The organism is Uliginosibacterium gangwonense DSM 18521, from assembly GCF_000373965.1.
GTDB classification, from domain to species: domain Bacteria; phylum Pseudomonadota; class Gammaproteobacteria; order Burkholderiales; family Rhodocyclaceae; genus Uliginosibacterium; species Uliginosibacterium gangwonense.
Genome location: NZ_KB892835.1, coordinates 86,689 through 103,010, shown reverse-complemented (window position 1 = coordinate 103,010; position 16,322 = coordinate 86,689). Strand labels below are relative to the sequence as shown.

Annotated in this window: 19 protein-coding genes; 17 read left to right on the top strand and 2 right to left on the bottom strand. The window is 60.3% G+C overall.

The window, feature by feature from the left end:
• The first annotated feature begins 154 nt into the window (after positions 1–154).
• The 15 genes from B145_RS0103290 (at position 155) to asd (ending at position 13,257) form a co-directional block, all read left to right on the top strand.
• Positions 155–448, top strand: a complete 294-nt coding sequence (locus B145_RS0103290; protein WP_018605164.1) for a phosphopantetheine-binding protein — start codon at positions 155–157, stop codon at positions 446–448.
• Positions 449–450: 2 nt separating this feature from the next.
• Positions 451–1,104, top strand: coding sequence for a COG4648 family protein (locus B145_RS24255; RefSeq protein ID WP_018605163.1), 654 nt, complete (start codon positions 451–453; stop codon positions 1,102–1,104).
• Positions 1,105–1,146: 42 nt separating this feature from the next.
• Positions 1,147–2,484 (top strand): AMP-binding protein, encoded by a 1,338-nt coding sequence (locus B145_RS0103280; protein ID WP_018605162.1) that lies wholly within the window; start codon positions 1,147–1,149, stop codon positions 2,482–2,484.
• A gap of 1 nt (position 2,485) precedes the next feature.
• Positions 2,486–2,770, top strand: a complete 285-nt coding sequence (locus tag B145_RS0103275) for an ApeI family dehydratase (protein ID WP_018605161.1) — start codon at positions 2,486–2,488, stop codon at positions 2,768–2,770.
• On the top strand, positions 2,767–3,723 hold the full coding sequence (locus B145_RS0103270) for a lysophospholipid acyltransferase family protein (protein WP_018605160.1): 957 nt from the start codon (positions 2,767–2,769) through the stop codon (positions 3,721–3,723). The genes B145_RS0103275 and B145_RS0103270 overlap by 4 nt, the downstream gene beginning before the upstream one ends.
• Positions 3,710–4,294 (top strand): LolA-related protein, encoded by a 585-nt coding sequence (locus B145_RS0103265; RefSeq protein WP_018605159.1) that lies wholly within the window; start codon positions 3,710–3,712, stop codon positions 4,292–4,294. The genes B145_RS0103270 and B145_RS0103265 overlap by 14 nt, the downstream gene beginning before the upstream one ends.
• Positions 4,291–6,639: an MMPL family transporter gene (locus B145_RS0103260; protein WP_018605158.1), complete on the top strand. Its 2,349-nt coding sequence runs from the start codon at positions 4,291–4,293 to the stop codon at positions 6,637–6,639. The genes B145_RS0103265 and B145_RS0103260 overlap by 4 nt, the downstream gene beginning before the upstream one ends.
• 107 nt (positions 6,640–6,746) lie before the next feature.
• Positions 6,747–7,475, top strand: a complete 729-nt coding sequence (locus tag B145_RS0103250; protein ID WP_018605156.1) for an alpha/beta hydrolase — start codon at positions 6,747–6,749, stop codon at positions 7,473–7,475.
• Positions 7,472–8,302, top strand: coding sequence for a polysaccharide deacetylase family protein (locus tag B145_RS0103245; RefSeq protein WP_018605155.1), 831 nt, complete (start codon positions 7,472–7,474; stop codon positions 8,300–8,302). The genes B145_RS0103250 and B145_RS0103245 overlap by 4 nt, the downstream gene beginning before the upstream one ends.
• A complete protein-coding gene (locus tag B145_RS0103240; RefSeq protein ID WP_018605154.1) occupies positions 8,271–8,996 on the top strand; it encodes a class I SAM-dependent methyltransferase in 726 nt (241 codons plus the stop codon). Before B145_RS0103245 ends, B145_RS0103240 begins: the two co-directional genes overlap by 32 nt.
• A complete protein-coding gene (locus tag B145_RS24250) occupies positions 8,989–9,795 on the top strand; it encodes a YdcF family protein (RefSeq protein ID WP_018605153.1) in 807 nt (268 codons plus the stop codon). The genes B145_RS0103240 and B145_RS24250 overlap by 8 nt, the downstream gene beginning before the upstream one ends.
• Positions 9,796–9,913: 118 nt before the next feature.
• Positions 9,914–11,305 carry an MATE family efflux transporter gene (locus tag B145_RS0103230; protein ID WP_018605152.1) on the top strand — a complete coding sequence of 464 codons (1,392 nt, stop codon included), beginning with the start codon at positions 9,914–9,916 and terminating at the stop codon, positions 11,303–11,305.
• Positions 11,306–11,546: 241 nt separating this feature from the next.
• Entirely contained in the window at positions 11,547–11,972 is a 426-nt protein-coding gene (gene trxC / locus B145_RS0103225; RefSeq protein ID WP_018605151.1) for a thioredoxin TrxC, read from the top strand.
• Between the two features lie 146 nt (positions 11,973–12,118).
• On the top strand, positions 12,119–12,322 hold the full coding sequence (locus tag B145_RS0103220; RefSeq protein WP_018605150.1) for a hypothetical protein: 204 nt from the start codon (positions 12,119–12,121) through the stop codon (positions 12,320–12,322).
• A 95-nt stretch (positions 12,323–12,417) separates the two neighbouring features.
• Positions 12,418–13,257 (top strand): archaetidylserine decarboxylase, encoded by an 840-nt coding sequence (gene asd / locus B145_RS0103215; RefSeq protein WP_026258783.1) that lies wholly within the window; start codon positions 12,418–12,420, stop codon positions 13,255–13,257.
• A 21-nt stretch (positions 13,258–13,278) separates the two neighbouring features.
• Here the strand turns inward: asd and B145_RS0103210 are convergent, their stop codons facing one another.
• On the bottom strand, positions 13,279–13,605 hold the full coding sequence (locus B145_RS0103210) for a rhodanese-like domain-containing protein (RefSeq protein ID WP_018605146.1): 327 nt from the start codon (positions 13,603–13,605) through the stop codon (positions 13,279–13,281).
• Positions 13,606–13,690: 85 nt separating this feature from the next.
• Between B145_RS0103210 and B145_RS0103205 the strand changes: the two genes are divergently transcribed.
• Together B145_RS0103205 and B145_RS28995 are read left to right on the top strand one after the other, a co-directional pair.
• On the top strand, positions 13,691–14,005 hold the full coding sequence (locus B145_RS0103205) for a DUF134 domain-containing protein (protein ID WP_018605144.1): 315 nt from the start codon (positions 13,691–13,693) through the stop codon (positions 14,003–14,005).
• Positions 14,002–14,556, top strand: a complete 555-nt coding sequence (locus B145_RS28995) for a NifB/NifX family molybdenum-iron cluster-binding protein (RefSeq protein WP_018605142.1) — start codon at positions 14,002–14,004, stop codon at positions 14,554–14,556. Before B145_RS0103205 ends, B145_RS28995 begins: the two co-directional genes overlap by 4 nt.
• Positions 14,557–14,600: 44 nt before the next feature.
• Here B145_RS28995 and B145_RS0103195 read toward each other — a convergent pair whose 3' ends face one another.
• The gene (locus tag B145_RS0103195; protein WP_157288256.1) at positions 14,601–16,235 is read right to left on the bottom strand and encodes an alpha/beta hydrolase family protein; all 1,635 of its coding nucleotides are present in this window, start codon (positions 16,233–16,235) and stop codon (positions 14,601–14,603) included.
• Positions 16,236–16,322 lie beyond the last annotated feature (87 nt).

Genomic DNA, 16,322 nt, shown 5'->3' with positions numbered 1-16,322 from the left:
CAAGCGGCCAGTCACTTGGAAGCATAAGTATGATAAAAAAGGAGGTTTTGGTCCTCAATAACACACCGTTCGCACCATCTTGCAAACCGTGCGGTAGGCGATTGGATATAATCCCGCAGTTCACACATTTCTTTACTATTTTTTGTCTCACACCATGACTCAACTGGAATCCTCTGCTGCACCTCTTGACCCCGCACTGGAACGCGAAGTGGCAGAAATGATCGTTTCTGCGCTCAATCTGGAAGTCAGCCCGGAAGCCATCGCGTCTGAAGCCCCCCTGTTCGGCGACGAAGGGCTGGGCCTGGACTCCATCGACATCCTTGAGGTGGCGCTGGTGATCTCCAAACGCTACGGCTTCCAACTCAAGGCAGACAGCGAAGACAACTTCCACATCTTCTCGTCCTTGCGCAGCCTGGCCCAGCACATCGCGACACATCGCACCAAGTAAAAATGCTGAAATCCCCCTGGCGTTTCGTGCTGCTGGCCATTGCGGGGGCCGCTTACCTCTGGCTGGGGCACCTGGGTTCCATCTCCAGGCACCCGCCTGCCATCAGCCTGCTCACCGGCATGGTGCCCTTGCTGGCCCTAGCAGGCATGCTGGCGTGGTCGTCCCACCCCCGCGTGCTGTGGCTGGGGTTGCTGGGTGCAGGGTGTCTGGCACTGTGGCTCAATCTTGAGTTGCTGCGCCAAAACACCGCCTGGGTCTTCTTCATCCAGCATGCAGGCATGCATGCCCTGCTCGGGGCAACGTTTGGTCGCACCCTGTTCTCTGGTTATGAGAACGCGCTGTGCGCACGCATTGCAGGTATTGCCCACAACGGGTTATCGCCGAAACTGGCCCGCTATGGCTGGCAGGTCACGCTAGTCTGGACGATCTATTTCTGGGCTATGACCACGGCATCCGTCTTGCTGTTTGCCTTTGGCACAATGACGCAATGGTCCGTGTTGGGTAATCTGCTGACCGCCCCGCTGTTGGGGCTGATGTTTGCCGGGGAGTACATGATCCGGCGCAGAGTTCTGCCCGAGGAAGAACACATCGGCATCATCGGCACGATCAAGGCCTATCAACGCTATGCGCGCAGCAAGTCGGATGAGCCCCGCTGAAGGCCTGCACCTTTATTCTGAATACACCGTCACCGTTTTTTCATGAATGCACTTCCCCTGCTCCCTGACGCCTCCTCCGACATCATTGTCGCAGTCCACAAAGGGCGCCTGATCACACGGGCTGAATTTCTTGGCGAAGCCCTGGCGTTGGCAGCACAGCTACCGGCACACACACCGGTACTCAACCTGTGCGCCGACCGCTATCACTTCGCCATCGGCCTGTTTGCCTGCATCGCCCGTGGCACGCTGAGCCTGCTGCCCAATGCGTTGACCCGCGAGATCATCGCCGGACTGCACCGTCAGCACCCCGCGCTCCATTGCTTGAGCGACCAGGGGGACAACCCCTTCGATCTGCCCATGATCATCGTACAGGCTCAAGGGGCACAGGTCCCCCCCTGCCTTGAAGCACCGTTGATTCCTGCCGAGCAACTGGTCGCCCAGGTGTTCACCTCGGGCTCCACCGGCACCCCGCAAGCGCATGCCAAGCGCTGGGGTTCGCTCACGATCAACTGCATCGCCGAAGCCCAGCGCCTGTGGGAAGGGGCCGGTGGCCCTTGCACGGTGGTGGGCACGGTGCCCTTCCAGCATATGTACGGCCTGGAATCCACGGTGCTGATGCCCTTGCTCGGTGGCGGGGTCTTGTGCGCCCAGCGTCCGTTCTACCCAGGGGACATTGCGGAAACCCTGGCCGAACTCCTTGAGCCACGCATGCTGGTCACCACGCCTGTGCACCTGCGCACCCTGCTGGACGCTGAGTTGCCCGTGCCACCCCTGGCGCTTGTACTCTCTGCCACCGCGCCCCTGGCCGATGCACTGGCCGAGCGCGCCGAACGCGAACTGGGCGCTCCGCTACATGAAATCTATGGTGCCACCGAGACCGGCCAACTGGCCTCACGACGCACCTGCAGCCGCGAGCCCTGGCGCACCCTGGGTACCATCCGCCTGCGTCAGGCCGATGGCGTCACGCTGGCCAGCGGGGGGCATATCGAGGTGGAATCCCCCCTGAACGACATCGTCGAGCTGGTCGACGCGCACAATTTCCGCCTGGTCGGACGCAACAGCGACATGATCAACATCGGCGGCAAGCGCAGCTCACTGGCCTTCCTCAACCATATCCTCACCTCGCTGCCCGGTGTGCGTGATGGGGTGTTCTGCCTGCCCGACCCGGATAGCGAAAAGGCCCGCCTCGCGGCTTTTGTGGTGGCCCCACAACTGGCAACAGAAGACATCCTGCAGGCCCTGCGCTCACACATCGACGCGGTGTTCCTGCCTCGCCCCATCATCTTTGTCGACAGCCTGCCACGCAACAGTACCGGCAAGATCACTCAGGACGCCTTGCAGACCCTGATCACTACCCACCTGCGTAACGCCCAACACTAAGATGCCCAGCCTCACCCTTGTTATCGCTGCTGACCACCCCGCCTTTGCCGGGCATTTTCCGGAGCAACCTATCGTCCCTGGTGTGGTCTTGCTGGATCAGGCCGTCTTGTTGGTCGAAGCGGCAGAGCATGTGCAGGTGGCAGGCGTGGCGATGGCCAAATTCCTCAGCCCGGCAGGCCCGGGCGAAGCCTTGTGGCTGGACTATGAACGCGCCGATCGTGCGGTGCGCTTTGAGGTCCGCGCCGCAGACCGCAAGGTCGCCAGCGGACGCCTGGATCTGGCATGACGCAGCCGCCCATCCGCTCCAAAGCCTCAACCCCAACTGAGCCGCCAGACTGGATGCGCCAGAAGGAACGTGGCAACCTGTTCTGGCTGAAGGTGATGCGCGCCCTGTCGCTCGCGCTGGGGCGCAGGCTGACCCGCCCGATCCTGTATGGCATCGCGCTGTATTTCCTGCTCACCGCTCATGCGGCACGGCGCGCCTCGCGCGACTACCTGAGCCACATCCAGGGCCGCCCGGCGAGCTGGTGGCAGATGTATGCCCATGTACTGGCATTTGCCAGCACCATTCACGACCGGATATTTCTGCTCAACGATTGTTTTGATGCCTTTGACTTTCAGGTCTCCGGGGTCGAGGAACTTCACGCCCTCCATCGCGCCCAGGGTGGAGTGTTTCTTTTTGGCGGGCATATCGGCAGCTTCGAGGCATTGCGTACCACCTCGCGCCATACGCCCGATGTGCCCCAACACATCTATCTGGCGATGTATGAGGAAAACGCCCGCCGGATCAGCGGCATTCTGGGCGCCATCAACCCGGCCAATGCGCCGGAGATCATCCCGTTGGGCAAGCTCGACTCCATGCTCAAGATCCGCGAACATCTGGAGCAGGGCGCCTTTGTTGGCATCCTGGCCGACCGCAGCCTCGCCTTCGACCAATGCGTGAGCGTGCCCTTCCTGGGGCGCACGGCACAGCTCCCCACAGGCCCCTTCCGCATGGCGGCCATGTTGCGGCGGCCGGTTGTGTGCATGGCGGGCTTGTATCGCGGGGGAAATCGCTATGATGTCCACTTCAAGCAGATTGCCGACTTCTCCCACGTTGACGCAGCCGGGCGCAATGCGGCCATTGCCGAAGCGATGGCGAACTATGCCCGCACGCTAGAGTCTTATTGCAGGGCTGCGCCCCTGAACTGGTTCAATTTCTACGATTTCTGGAACACGCCCACCCATGCGCAAAATTGACTGCTGCAAACTTGCCCTCTCCCTCCTGCTGTGCACGGCGCTGCCTGCCATGGCCGCCGAACTCCAGCTGGGAGAGCTGATGCAGATGCTGGCCCAGGCCAAATCGGCCAAGGCCACTTTCATCGAGAAGAAATACATCGGCATTGTGGACAAGCCCGTCGAGTCCTCTGGCGAACTCTCCTTCACGGCCCCCGACAAACTTGAAAAGCGCACGCTCAAACCCAAGGCAGAGTCCCTGGTGCTGGATGGAGACGCGCTGACCGTAGACATCCCCGGCAAACGCCGGACAACCATCAAGTTGCAGGACTACCCGGAAGTGGCCGCCTTCGTGGAAAGCATCCGGGGCACCCTAGCTGGCGACCGTAGCGCGCTGGAACGCGTCTACAAGCTCGAACTGAGCGGCCACCCCGAAAAATGGCTGCTCGTGCTCACCCCTACCCAGGCCAAGATGAGCAAGATCGTCACCCGCATCCGCATGCAAGGCTCACACTCCGAGATCAAATCCATCGATTTCGATCAGGCGGATGGAGACCGTTCCGAAATGCTCGTTACCAGTATCCAAGCCCAATGAAGCATCAACGCCTCGTCGCCGTCGCACTCTGGCTCGCCGGGCTGGCCGTCTGCGCCCTGCTGGTGGCCCGCACCCATTTCGTGGCCGACATGTCGGCCTTCCTGCCCAAGGCACCCAACGCCCGCCAGCAGATGCTGGTCGAGCAGTTGCGCGATGGCATCATCGCTCGCCTGATCATGGTCGGGATCGAAGCCGACAGCCCTGCCGAGCGTGCGCGCCTGTCTGAAGCGCTGGCCGCAGACTTGCGCAAGAACCCGACCTTTGTCGGCGTGCAGAACGGTTCGGCGGAAACCCTGGCGCATGATCAGGCGTATTTCTTCGACAACCGTTACCTGCTCAGCCCCAGCATCAATGCAGACCGCTTCTCAGCCAACGGCCTGCACGAGGCCATCCAGACTTCGATTGATGGGCTGTCCGGCAGTGCCGGGATGATGCTCAAGCACCTCCTGCCGCGTGACCCGACGGGCGAAACCCTGCAACTGATCGAGCAATTCAGTGGCTCCGAGCAGCCCAACAGCGTGGAGGGCGTATGGGCCTCGCGCGATGGTAAGCGGGCGCTGCTACTGGCCCAGACCAGCGGTGCGGGCTCCGACATCGACGCCCAGGCCCAGGCCCAGGCCGCTATCAAGAAAGCATTTGCCGAAATTCCCGGTCGCAAGGCAGACGCCCGCCTGCTGCTCAGTGGAGCAAGCGTTTTCTCGGTGTCTTCACGGCAGACGATTGAGAGCGAAGTCACCCGCCTTGCCACAGCCAGCACCTTGCTGGTCATCTGCCTGCTGCTGGCGATCTATCGTTCCCCCACCCTTTTGTTGCTGGGGCTGCTGCCGGTATTCTCTGGCGCCCTGGCGGGCATTGCGGCAGTAGGCTTGGGCTTTGGCCAGATCCACGGCCTGACCCTGGGCTTTGGCACCACCTTGATCGGAGAAGCGGTCGACTACTCCATCTATCTCTTCATCCAGCGTGCCGACACAGGTGATGCACGGGGTTTCTGGCGCACCATCCGGCTGGGAGTGCTGACTTCTATCGCGGGCTTCGTGGCACTGCTGTTCTCTGGCTTCCCCGGCTTGTCGCAGCTAGGGCTGTACTCGATCAGCGGTCTGGTCGCGGCCGCCCTGGTCACCCGTTTTGTGCTTCCCCAGCTTATCCCGGCCAAGGCCAAACTGCGCGACCTGAGCCGTTTCGGTCTCCTGCTCAATGGCGCTATCGCCCGTCTGCAAAGTGTACGCAGTGGGATCGTGATCCTGCTGCTTGCTGCCCTGGGCCTGCTGATCTGGCGAGGGGACGCCGTCTGGAACCGCGAACTGGGTGCCCTCAGCCCCGTATCCGCTGCCGAGCAAAAACTCGATACCGAGTTACGTGGTGACATGGGTGCGCCCGAGATGCGCTACATGCTCGTCCTCACCGCACCAGATGTGGAACATGCCTTGCAGGCCGCAGAGAACCTCTCAACCCCTTTGCGCGAACTGACCCAACAAGGGGTAATCGCCGGTTTCACCTCACCCGCAAACGTATTGCCCAGCCACGCCAGCCAACAACAGCGCCGCGCGGCCCTGCCGGAAGAATCTGCCTTGCGCACCAATCTGGGCCAAGCACTTCAGGATATGCCGATCAAGGCAGAGCGCCTGGAAGGCTTTGTGGCCGATATCGGCAAGGCACGCACAGCCCCCCAACTGACCCGCGCCAGCCTGAACGGCACCTCGTCGGCCCTGTTGGTGGATTCACTTGTGGTGCAACGCGCCCGCGATGTACTCGTGATGCTACCGCTACGTGCGCCTGCCAATGGCGAAATCAATGCGGCGAAAGTCGATCAGGCCCTGGGCGAAGCAGGCTTGCCCGTGACGACCTTCATCGATCTGAAAGCCGAATCCTTCGGCCTCTACGCCACTTACCTGCATGAGGCGGCGGTACTCGCAGGCCTGGGCTGCCTAGCCATTGTAGTGCTCCTACTCGTTTTCCTGCGCTCGTTGCCACGCACGCTGCGCATCTGTGCACCGCTGGCCTGCTCGGTACTGTGTGTGACGGCAGGGCTGGTCGCCACCGGGACTTCGCTCACGATCCTGCATCTGGTGGGCCTGTTGCTGGTAGTGGCCGTCGGCTCGAACTACGCCTTGTTCTTCGACCAAAGTACCTTGCAGGAAGACGAAGCCGCCCGCCGCCAGACCATCGTCTCCCTGTGTGTGGCCAACCTCACCACGGTGAGCAGTTTTGGCGTGCTGGCCGCCTCCAAGGTGCCGGTGCTCTCCGCCCTGGGGCTGACTGTAGGACCGGGGGCCTTCCTGGCGCTGCTGTTCTCCGCCGCACTGGCCCCCAAGGCAATCAAATCCTTACAAGGGAACAGAGCATGAAGCGCATTCAAGGCGATTTGCTGATTCTGGCAATGGCGGGAGAGAATCACACCTATGTCGAACTCATCCCTGATGGTGATGTGCAGCCCTGAGGACATGTCATCAACATGACCACGTCAGCCCGCCCATCCGTGATGCGCTGTCTGGAAGACCGCTGGAGCGATCACGAGCGTGCGCCCATGCTGCTAGTGTTTCTGCAAGGCGCCTACACCACGCCGGAGGATTTTCTGAGTCACGGCTTTGTGGCTCAACTCCGGCAAAGACGGATTGCAGCGGATGTCATCTTGGCTGACGTCAATCCGCTCTTCGTTTCCGAGCACATTATAGTGGAGCGTCTGCATCAGGACGTGATCGCACCCGCCATACAAAACGGGTATGACAGCATATGGCTGATGGGGGTGTCACTTGGTGCATTTTGTGCGCTGGCCTATGCCGCGCGCCATGCATACAGGCTCCAGGGACTCTGCTTGCTCTCGCCCTACCCCGGCACGCAGGATGTGCTTCGCCCGATTCGGGACGCGGGCGGGCTGAAGCCTTGGGCACAAACACCCGTGCAGCCGACAGAAGACGAAGAACATGCGGTATGGCGATGGCTGGCCGACTATGATAAAAAAATACAACAACCCCAACTATGGATGGGCACCGGCGACAAAGACCGCTTCCTGGCCGGGCAGAAAATGATGGCTGGGCAACTGCCCTCCTCGCAAGTCCACTACATTCCTGGCGACCACGGCTGGGCGGAGTGGGAGTCGCTATGGCAAATGTTCCTGAATCAAGGCCTGCTGAATGCCTCGCTTGAGGCAGCCGTACAACCAGGCCAAGGGGTCATCGCTTGAAGCAGGAACGCTGGCGCCCCCCTGCCCTGCTCTGGGCCTCGCTGGTCTGCCACCTTGGGGCGACAACGCTCTGGGCACTGATGCCACACCACTGGCCGCTAGCGCTGGGGATTCTGGTCATCAACCACCTAGCATTGGCCGTCACCGGGCTTTTGCCACGCAGCAAGGGGCTGGGGCCTAACCTGACCCGCCTGCCTGAATCCGCCGCTCGCCAAGGGTGGGTTGCCCTGACCATTGATGACGGCCCCGACCCGGAAGTCACGCCCAAGGTGCTGGAAATCCTCGCGGCATATCAAGCCAAGGCCACCTTTTTCTGCATCGGCAAAAAAGTAGAAGCCTTCCCGGAATTGGCTCAAGCCATCGTGGCCGCCGGGCATGCCATCGAAAACCACGGCCAGTGCCACCACACTTTCAATTCCCTGCAAGGCATGAGCGGCTGGACGCGCGAGATCGCCGACGCGCAGGCCAGCATCCACAAGGCCACAGGCCAGACCCCGCGCTTTTATCGGCCCACCGCCGGGCTGCGCAATCCATTCCTTGACCCGGTGTTGCACCGTCTGGATATGCATCTAGCAAGCTGGACCCGGCGTGGCTATGACACGCGTGTGCAGGATTCGGAACAGGTCTTCACCCGTTTGAGCCGTGGCTTGCGTGGCGGTGACATCCTGCTGCTGCATGACGGCAATGCCGCACGCACGACACACGCCACCCCTGTCATCATCGCCGTGTTGCCACGTCTGCTGGATACAATAGCCACCCTTGGGCTCCGCCCTGTTACTTTGCGTGCTGTCTTTGATGATCCCCGAACTCCACACACAGATTCTTGAGCGCGCCACAGCGCCCTATTTTGATACCGGGCGCTTCAACTACCACTGGGGCCGTGGCAAGCTGGGGCGAGACCCCATCTTCCCTGGCTTGATTGACCATGGCATATTCCCCAGCAATGCCAGGGTGCTGGATCTTGGCTGCGGGCGGGGGCTACTGGCCTCCTGGCTACTCGCGGCGGAGCAGATCGCCAATGAAGGCCGATGGCCCGCTGGCACCCCGCAGCCTCCACGCAATCTGCATTTTCATGGCGTAGAGCTGATGGGGTGCGAGGCGGACTGTGGCAATCATGCGCTCTCCGTCTTCGGGTCACGGGTGCGTCTGGCACAGGGAGACGTGCGTCATGTAGACATCGCGGAGGTGGATGTCGTCGCCATCCTGGATGTACTCCACTACATCAATTATGACGATCAGGAACGCGTGTTTGACCGCATCCACGCAGCACTCCCCCCAGGTGGCTTGTTCCTGACCCGCATTGGCGATGCAGCGGCGGGCCTGCCCTTTCGCTTTTCACAAGTCGTCGACAAAGCGATGTCTTTCGCACAGGGCCATCGCCTGCCGCGCATGTGGTGCCGCCCTCTGCACGATTGGGTTGAGGCGCTGGAGCGGCGTGGCTTCGTCGTCAAGACCCAGCCGATGAGCCAGGGCACACCCTTTGCAAACGTCATGATCGAAGCCAGAATCCAGAATGCTTAAGGCCCTTTCCACGCGCCTGCGCCAATTGTCCCGGGTAGAACGCCTGCAAGCGCTCATCGGGCTTGCCCTGGTGCTGGATACAGCCATTCTTACGGCATACAGCAACCTCAACATCGGTGTCGCCCTGCCCAGCTTCATGGGGCTCGGTCTGCTGGGGCTATTGTGGGCCAAACCATGCATCCAGCATTGGCGGGCCACTCGCCCCTGGTTTGCGCATTGTTGGCGGCTCGGCCAGATCGCCTGTGCACTCTGGCTGGCAAGCTTTGTCATGTTCGTGACCATGCTGCTCAATACCACATTGACGCCTCTGCAACAGGCACCCGATTACATCCTCGTGCTGGGGGCAGGGTTGCATGGCGACAAACCTTCGCTGATGCTCTACAACAGGCTGGATACTGCATTTGAACTGGCCCAACGCTATCCCAAGGCTCGCCTGATCGTCTCCGGGGGCCAGGGTAATCGTGAGATCACCAGCGAGGCGCTGGCCATGCGCAATGATCTGCTCGTGCGTGGCATGGCCGACACCCGTATCCTGCAAGAGAACCAATCGCACGACACCGTGGAGAATATCGCCTTCACCCGTGCGCTATTGGAACAACGCGGCGAATCAGTCACCACGCAGCAGATCGCCATCGTCACCAACGATTTCCACGCGCTACGCGCCTTGCGTCTGGCCCAGCACGCGGGTTACACGCACTGTCTGGTGGTACCGGCACCTACGCCCTATTCCATCATGCTGAATGTCTGGTTACGCGAATACCTGTCCTGGGCCAAGGCCAGTCTGGTAGGTGATATCTAGCCTGTTTGGCCCTGAAGCCGACCGTCTTTTTGATCTATCCTGCGGCACAGGGCACATCTCGCGTTATCATAGCCAGCCCTTTTCAACGGCCATGCAGCACTCTGGCCGAGTTTGCATCATGTCTTTGTACTCCCGCTTCTTCAAGGAAAGTCAGGCACTGACCCGGCTCTCCCTCCCAATCATTCTCTCCCAGGTAGCCTATGTGCTGCTTGGCTTTCTTGACACCATCATGTCCGGCCAAGCCGGGTCGGCAGATCAGGCAGCGGTCGCACTCGGGGTCGCCTTCTGGGTGCCGCTGTTCTTCACGCTGACCAGTGTATTGCAGGCCGTCAGCCCTCTGGTCGCTCACCATTTTGGCGCGGGCAACATGGCAGGCATCGTCCATGACACCCGTGAAGGCATGTGGCTGTCGGTCTTTGCGGGCGCGCTGTCGATTGTGCTCCTGCCCGCCGCCCGCCCCCTGATGGCCGCACTTGAGATTGACGCGGCCTTGATCGACAAGACGCATGTCTTTCTGCTCGGGATTGCCGTGGGCCTGCCTGCCGCCATGCTCTTCCGCGTACTGAGCTATTATTCAGCCAGCATCAACCAAACTCAGCCCATGATGATCCTGGCCTTCCTCGGCCTGGGCGTTAACGCACTCTTCAACTGGTTGCTGATCTGGGGACACTGGGGTCTGCCCGCACTAGGCGGCGCAGGCTGCGGCTGGGCCACCGCTATCGGGATGTGGGTGGCCTTGATTGCACTGGCAGCCTGGACGGCGTGGTCACCCGCCTACCGCACCTGCTACCTGTGGCATGGCTGGTCCTGGCCGCATTGGGAAACGATCAGGAAGCTCCTCAAGATCGGCATTCCGATGGGCATTGCGGCACTAGCCGAAGTAGGTGCCTTCTCCAGCGTGGCGCTGCTGGTCGGGCGTTTTGGCGCCGAGCAGATTGCCGCGCATCAGGTGGCTCTGAACTTCTCATCGGTGATTTTCATGATTCCCGTCGGACTCTCCACCGCCTTGAGCATTCGCGTCGGGCAAACGCTGGGCGCAGGGGACGCACGCGGGGCACGCTTCATCGCCTGGAGCGGCATTGCGCTGGGGCTGCTGATCGCGGTATGCGCCATCCCGCTGATCCTGTTCGGGCGTGAGGCCATTGTGAGCTTCTACAGCCCGGATCGGAATGTGCAGATCATTGCCGCCAATCTGATGCTCTTTACGGCAATCTGGCAGTTGGCGGACGCTGCCCAGGTCACGGCGATTGGGGCGCTGCGAGGCTACAAGGTGACCCTGCCGCCCATGTTGATGATGCTGGTTGCATTCTGGCTGATCGGCCTGCCTGTTGGCGCATGGTTGGGCTACAAGGGAATGGGCGGCCTCCCGCCACAGGGAATCTATGGCTTCTGGATCGGGCTGGTCACGGGGCTGATCCTGGTGTCCTGCGGGCTCACATTCACCTTGCGGAAGGTGTCCTGGGCCTGTCTTCACACGCCCAGGGTAGCAACTGGCGAAGGGCTTGCCTGAGAACCAGTTCAGAATCTGTAGCGAGAGGGCGTCAGCAGGATGAAGAGCAGCGCAGAAACCGGAGTTTATGCGTATAAATGAGGATTTCGAGCAGCGCATGAGCCCCGATCACGGCCTCGCCGTAAGATTATGAACAGGTTCTGATAGGCATCCGCAATGTTTTCCATAGCTTTAATGTCGTCCATCGATATATAGCCCGTTGGTAGAATGAAAACGTCAACCAACCCTTTTGGAGCTTTTCATGGAAATCGTCTGCCCCCACTGCCACGCCACCAATCGCGTCGCGGATGATCGTCTGGCAGATGCGCCGGTCTGCGGTGTCTGCAAGCAAGAGATCTTGCCCGCCACACCCATCGAACTCACAGACGAGAATTTTGCCAACTTCGTTGAGAAGACCGGTCTGCCCGTCGTCATCGATTTCTGGGCCAGCTGGTGCGGCCCCTGCCGGATGATGGCGCCCATGTATGCAGAAGCCGCCAAACAATTGCAGGGCCGGGCGATTCTGGCCAAGGTGGATACCGATGCCAACCCGCAGGTTGCCAACCGCTTTGGCATCCGCAGCATTCCCACCCTGGTGGTTCTGGAAAAAGGGCGGGAACTGAGCCGAGAAGCCGGTGCCCGTCCGGCCACCGAAATCGTGCGCTGGGTCGAAGACCAGACAACTTAAGGCGAATGGCACAAGGCCCACACAACGCACCGCAACGTGACACAAAAAACAACGTGTTACAAATGCATAATCGCTTGTCGAAAGCCTTGTGCCAGACTACAGCTACAGTATAAGCACCCCAAAACCTGACAGAGAGGATAAAGATCATGAAAACAGCGCTGATCACCGGCTTTATCCTCGTCGCGCAAGTGTTATATGTCACCTTCGGCATGCTGATCCTTACCCCGTCGCATGCCACCACCGTAGCGATTGGTGATGCACAAACCCGTGCAGCGCTTGCACTGAGCAAATGCGCCAACTCTACGCACAAGCGCGACACCGGCCTGAGCGACCCGTTCTCGATCAACTGAGAATCGGTTCTGAGACTTTCCGCCCGTGGGTGGTGTAACAACCCCCCCCAGGCTCTACAATGCGCCCCTGTACCATGTATAACCGGGGTTTGCCTGTGTCTGATCGCCTTGCCGTTTTGCCTCAATACCTGCTGCCCAAACAAGCGCTGACCGCCTTGGCCGGGCGCTTTGCCTCTGCCCGCAAAGGCAAGCTCACCACACGGGTCATCCGCTGGTTTGTGCGCCGCTATGGCGTGGACATGAACGAAGCGGCGGAGCCAAACATTGCCGCCTACGCCAGCTTCAATGACTTCTTCACCCGGGCGCTCAAACCCGGCGCCCGCCCGCTCGCCGCGAGCCGCCTGATCTGCCCTGTTGATGGCGCAATCAGCCAGTTTGGCCGCATTGAAGATGACCAGATCTTCCAGGCCAAGGGGCACCGCTATTCCACCACCGCATTGGTGGGCGGAGACGCAGAGCTGGCAGCCGAATTCAAGGATGGGAATTTCGCCACCCTCTACCTCAGCCCGCGCGACTACCACCGCATCCACATGCCCTGTGCCGGACGACTGCGCCGCATGATTCACGTGCCCGGCCCGCTGTTCTCGGTGAATCCGACCACGGCACGCGGCGTACCAGGACTCTTCGCCCGCAACGAACGCGTGGTATGCGTTTTCGATTCGGATGAAGGCCCGTTTGTACTGACCCTGGTGGGGGCCACCATCGTCGGCAGCATGGCCACCGTCTGGCACGGGCAGGTCAATCCGCCGCGCCGCCAGGAAATACGCGAATGGCATTACAAGGATGGCGAAGTCGTGCTCAAGCAAGGCGAAGAAATGGGCCGCTTCCTGCTCGGCTCCACTGTCGTCATGCTCTTCCCCCAAGGCAAGCGCCAGTTCAACCCAAGTTGGGCGCCTGCAAAACCCATCCGCATGGGGGAAGCGATGGTGGATTAACGAATACAGTCGCCGCAAACACTATTTGGATGGCATGAGTCTTTTGCGCGCCTCTTCCATGCCACCGTAATTGAGCACATGCTGGTAGCCCATCCCCTTGAGCGTCTCAAGGGCGATTGAGGCGCGGTGGCCGGAGCGGCAGTAGAGGATCACCTCATCGTCCTTGGCTACACCTGCACCATCAATGCCCTGGGCGATCACCTGATAGTCGATGTTCCGGGCACCATCCAGGTGCCCGGCAGCAAACTCCTCGGCGGTGCGCACGTCAATCAGCACCGTCTTGGCCGATGCACCGAGTGCACTCACGGCCAGCACGGCTGCCACAGCCAGCTTGTGCCACATCTTCATCTGCCGCCACCTTTCCATATGATTCATATCAATTTTCAAATCCTGCGCTTTCCATCATAATTGGCTTTTGCCAATAATCAAACCCATGGCCCGCCCGCCCAAACAGCGTTGTGTTGCTTGCACGCCCGTCTCGGACTTCTTCAAGCCGCGAGGCGTGCCCTTGCACGCCCTGGACGAGGTGGCACTGGAACTCGACGAGCTGGAGGCCCTGCGGCTGGCAGACCTGAACGGTCTGTATCAGGCCGAAGTCGCCGTACAGATGGGGGTTTCGCGCCAGACGGTTGGCAACATTCTCACCCGTGCCCACAGCAAGATTGCTGATGCCCTACTCAACGGCAAGGCGCTGCGGATTGCCCGGTCACCCAATGAAAACCCGCTCCCCACAAAGGATTCCGAATGAAACTCTGTATTCCCGTCGCCACTGCAGATGGCCTGAACGCTGCCCTTGAACCTGACTTTGGCGCAGCCCGCCACCTGCTGGTCCTCGATAGCGAAGGCCAAGGCTTCCACGCGCTGGACCGTGCCAACCCCGAATCCATCAGCCCGGAAGTTGTGGCAGGCATTGAAGGCATTTTCTGTGGCGAAATCCACCCACGCCTGCTGTTTGAACTGCAACAGAACGGCATCAAGGTATTCGCCTGTGAAGCAGGTTCTGCCGCCGATGCGCTGGCCCAGTTCCGCGCAGGGGAGCTGGAAGCAGCACCGCTGTTCTCCCTGCCGCCGGAAATGAGCGGGAGTTGTGGTTGCGGCCATAGCCACGGTGAGCACCAACACGCCCATGGCGAACACACAGGTGGGTGCTGTGGCGGTGGTAGCCACGGTGAAGATCACGAGTGCTGTGGCGGAAAAGGCCACGGCGGCGAAGGCTGCGGCTGTGGTGGCGAATACCAGCACGAACACAAACATGGCGGGTGTGGCGGAGAGGGTGGCGGCTGCGGTTGCCAGCACTAGGCAAGACGTCCCGATCAAGACCAGCTTGATCGGGACGACTACAGCTAGTCTTCCTCTTTCGTGTCTTTATCGGGTGCTTTGACTTGAACTGCTCGGGCCTCTGTAAGGCCAAGGCGAGCGAGGAAGCGACGTGCATCCTCGCGCCAGAGTTCAGGGGCGTGATAGACGAAGTGGCCGTCCGTATCTTTCAGTTGAGGGTACAGATGTAACTCGGCAATCCCGCCTGCTTCCGTGAAGGCTTTGTGGGCGGCGCGAATGGTTTCAGCGGTGTAGCGGCTATCATGCTCGGCGAATATCCACAGTGCGGGGATACGACTGGTCTTGCCGAGATAGCCGAAAATATTGACCATGCCTTCGTTATAGTGGTCGGCATGCTGCCCCTCCGGGACATCCGTACGCCCGCCGGAAAAATTGATGACTGCCTTGAGCCAATCGGGCGACGGATTATCGAGCCCGAGGCAGGATACGGCAAAGCCACCCGCAGATTGCCCGGCCATGATGACTCGGCTGGTATCCAGCGTAGGTATTGTATGCAGGAACTCAAGTGCAGCCAGCCCTTCCGCGAGTTGATCACGACCTTTCTGCAGCAACCCGGTTGGAGCGCCGATATAGACGCCGTTCACACCACTATAACGCTGGTATACGCCATCGGATCGCCCTACGCCTGGGCGGGCGGGCATAGCCACCGCGATGCCCATGGCGATGAATTCATTGACAATAGGCATGTCCCGATAACGTTGGTGGGCGGTGATATAAGAGCTGTTTGGGAGAATATCGCCGTGGTTGTATAGCAGCACAGGGAATGGCCCTTTGCCAGGCGGAGTGAAGACGCTCAATTCGATTTTATGACGACCGAATACGCCAACGCTAGCACTCGGGATCATGTAGACCTGTTCATCGTAGACCAGGGTCGCAGGCTGTTTGCCAAGTGCAGCCGGAGCTGCAGCGCCACTAATCCACGCCAGAAGCATTTCTACAAAAGCTTTGTCCTGCCCACGCAGTCCAGCGCGCGAGCTGGTGTTGCAAGTCGGCTTCGCATCGCTCTGACTGTCGCTTATAGACAGGTATTGCCAATGTGCAGCGGCGGCAACTTCCCGTGCTTCGGGCGTAGGGATCTCGTTACAATTATGGCTAATGGGCTGCACGATCAACCCGCGCGTATTAATCTTGTCGAGGCTGTCATCGCGGAGGCGTGTCAACACCCCACTCGTCAGCACATAGCCATCCACCCCGCCCGTCCGCGATTCAGCCAAGTTTAGCGCCGAGGTGGCTCCTGAAAAATAGCCGTGCACCACCAGCGGCACCCCGGGATAGCGGTTGTGGGCAGCTTTGATCAGGGTTTCCAGATCCGCACGGTGCTCCAAACCATGCCGCCAGTTAAAGTCCATCCCCCCAGGCTGGTCACTTGGCGTTCCGGGCGTAAGCACCACAATACCTTGTGCCGCCAAACTGGCGCGGTTACGTGTAATCAGCGTAGTGGGCTGCCCGTAGCTTGGAGTGTTCTTGCCGCTTTTGACAACATCTTTTCCGCTGCCAGTGTCCAGCGATAGCAGTAAGCCATGCACCGGAACATCAGGAACGGACTCTACCAGCACAGGCAAACGAGCATCCCCTCGTTGTGTCTCCAGTTGCCATAGATCCGTATTAGCCCACGCAGACAGGCTTACCAGGAATCCCAAGCCACACAACCACTTCCCCGCCACCCCCATAACACGCCTCTCCCTTTGTCATTGCATGAATGATGCACTACATTGGCAACTCTATCA

Excerpts from the sequence above, each read along its gene's own strand:
- B145_RS0103290 (WP_018605164.1), top strand. The coding sequence starts at position 155 with ATGACTCAACTGGAATCCTCTGCTGCACCTCTTGACCCCGCACTGGAA.
- B145_RS24255 (WP_018605163.1), top strand. The coding sequence starts at position 451 with ATGCTGAAATCCCCCTGGCGTTTCGTGCTGCTGGCCATTGCGGGGGCC.
- B145_RS0103280 (WP_018605162.1), top strand. The coding sequence starts at position 1,147 with ATGAATGCACTTCCCCTGCTCCCTGACGCCTCCTCCGACATCATTGTC.
- B145_RS0103275 (WP_018605161.1), top strand. The coding sequence starts at position 2,486 with ATGCCCAGCCTCACCCTTGTTATCGCTGCTGACCACCCCGCCTTTGCC.
- B145_RS0103270 (WP_018605160.1), top strand. The coding sequence starts at position 2,767 with ATGACGCAGCCGCCCATCCGCTCCAAAGCCTCAACCCCAACTGAGCCG.
- B145_RS0103265 (WP_018605159.1), top strand. The coding sequence starts at position 3,710 with ATGCGCAAAATTGACTGCTGCAAACTTGCCCTCTCCCTCCTGCTGTGC.
- B145_RS0103260 (WP_018605158.1), top strand. The coding sequence starts at position 4,291 with ATGAAGCATCAACGCCTCGTCGCCGTCGCACTCTGGCTCGCCGGGCTG.
- B145_RS0103250 (WP_018605156.1), top strand. The coding sequence starts at position 6,747 with ATGACCACGTCAGCCCGCCCATCCGTGATGCGCTGTCTGGAAGACCGC.
- B145_RS0103240 (WP_018605154.1), top strand. The coding sequence starts at position 8,271 with ATGATCCCCGAACTCCACACACAGATTCTTGAGCGCGCCACAGCGCCC.
- B145_RS24250 (WP_018605153.1), top strand. The coding sequence starts at position 8,989 with ATGCTTAAGGCCCTTTCCACGCGCCTGCGCCAATTGTCCCGGGTAGAA.
- B145_RS0103230 (WP_018605152.1), top strand. The coding sequence starts at position 9,914 with ATGTCTTTGTACTCCCGCTTCTTCAAGGAAAGTCAGGCACTGACCCGG.
- trxC (WP_018605151.1), top strand. The coding sequence starts at position 11,547 with ATGGAAATCGTCTGCCCCCACTGCCACGCCACCAATCGCGTCGCGGAT.
- B145_RS0103220 (WP_018605150.1), top strand. The coding sequence starts at position 12,119 with ATGAAAACAGCGCTGATCACCGGCTTTATCCTCGTCGCGCAAGTGTTA.
- B145_RS0103210 (WP_018605146.1), bottom strand. The coding sequence starts at position 13,605 with ATGAAGATGTGGCACAAGCTGGCTGTGGCAGCCGTGCTGGCCGTGAGT.
- B145_RS0103205 (WP_018605144.1), top strand. The coding sequence starts at position 13,691 with ATGGCCCGCCCGCCCAAACAGCGTTGTGTTGCTTGCACGCCCGTCTCG.
- B145_RS28995 (WP_018605142.1), top strand. The coding sequence starts at position 14,002 with ATGAAACTCTGTATTCCCGTCGCCACTGCAGATGGCCTGAACGCTGCC.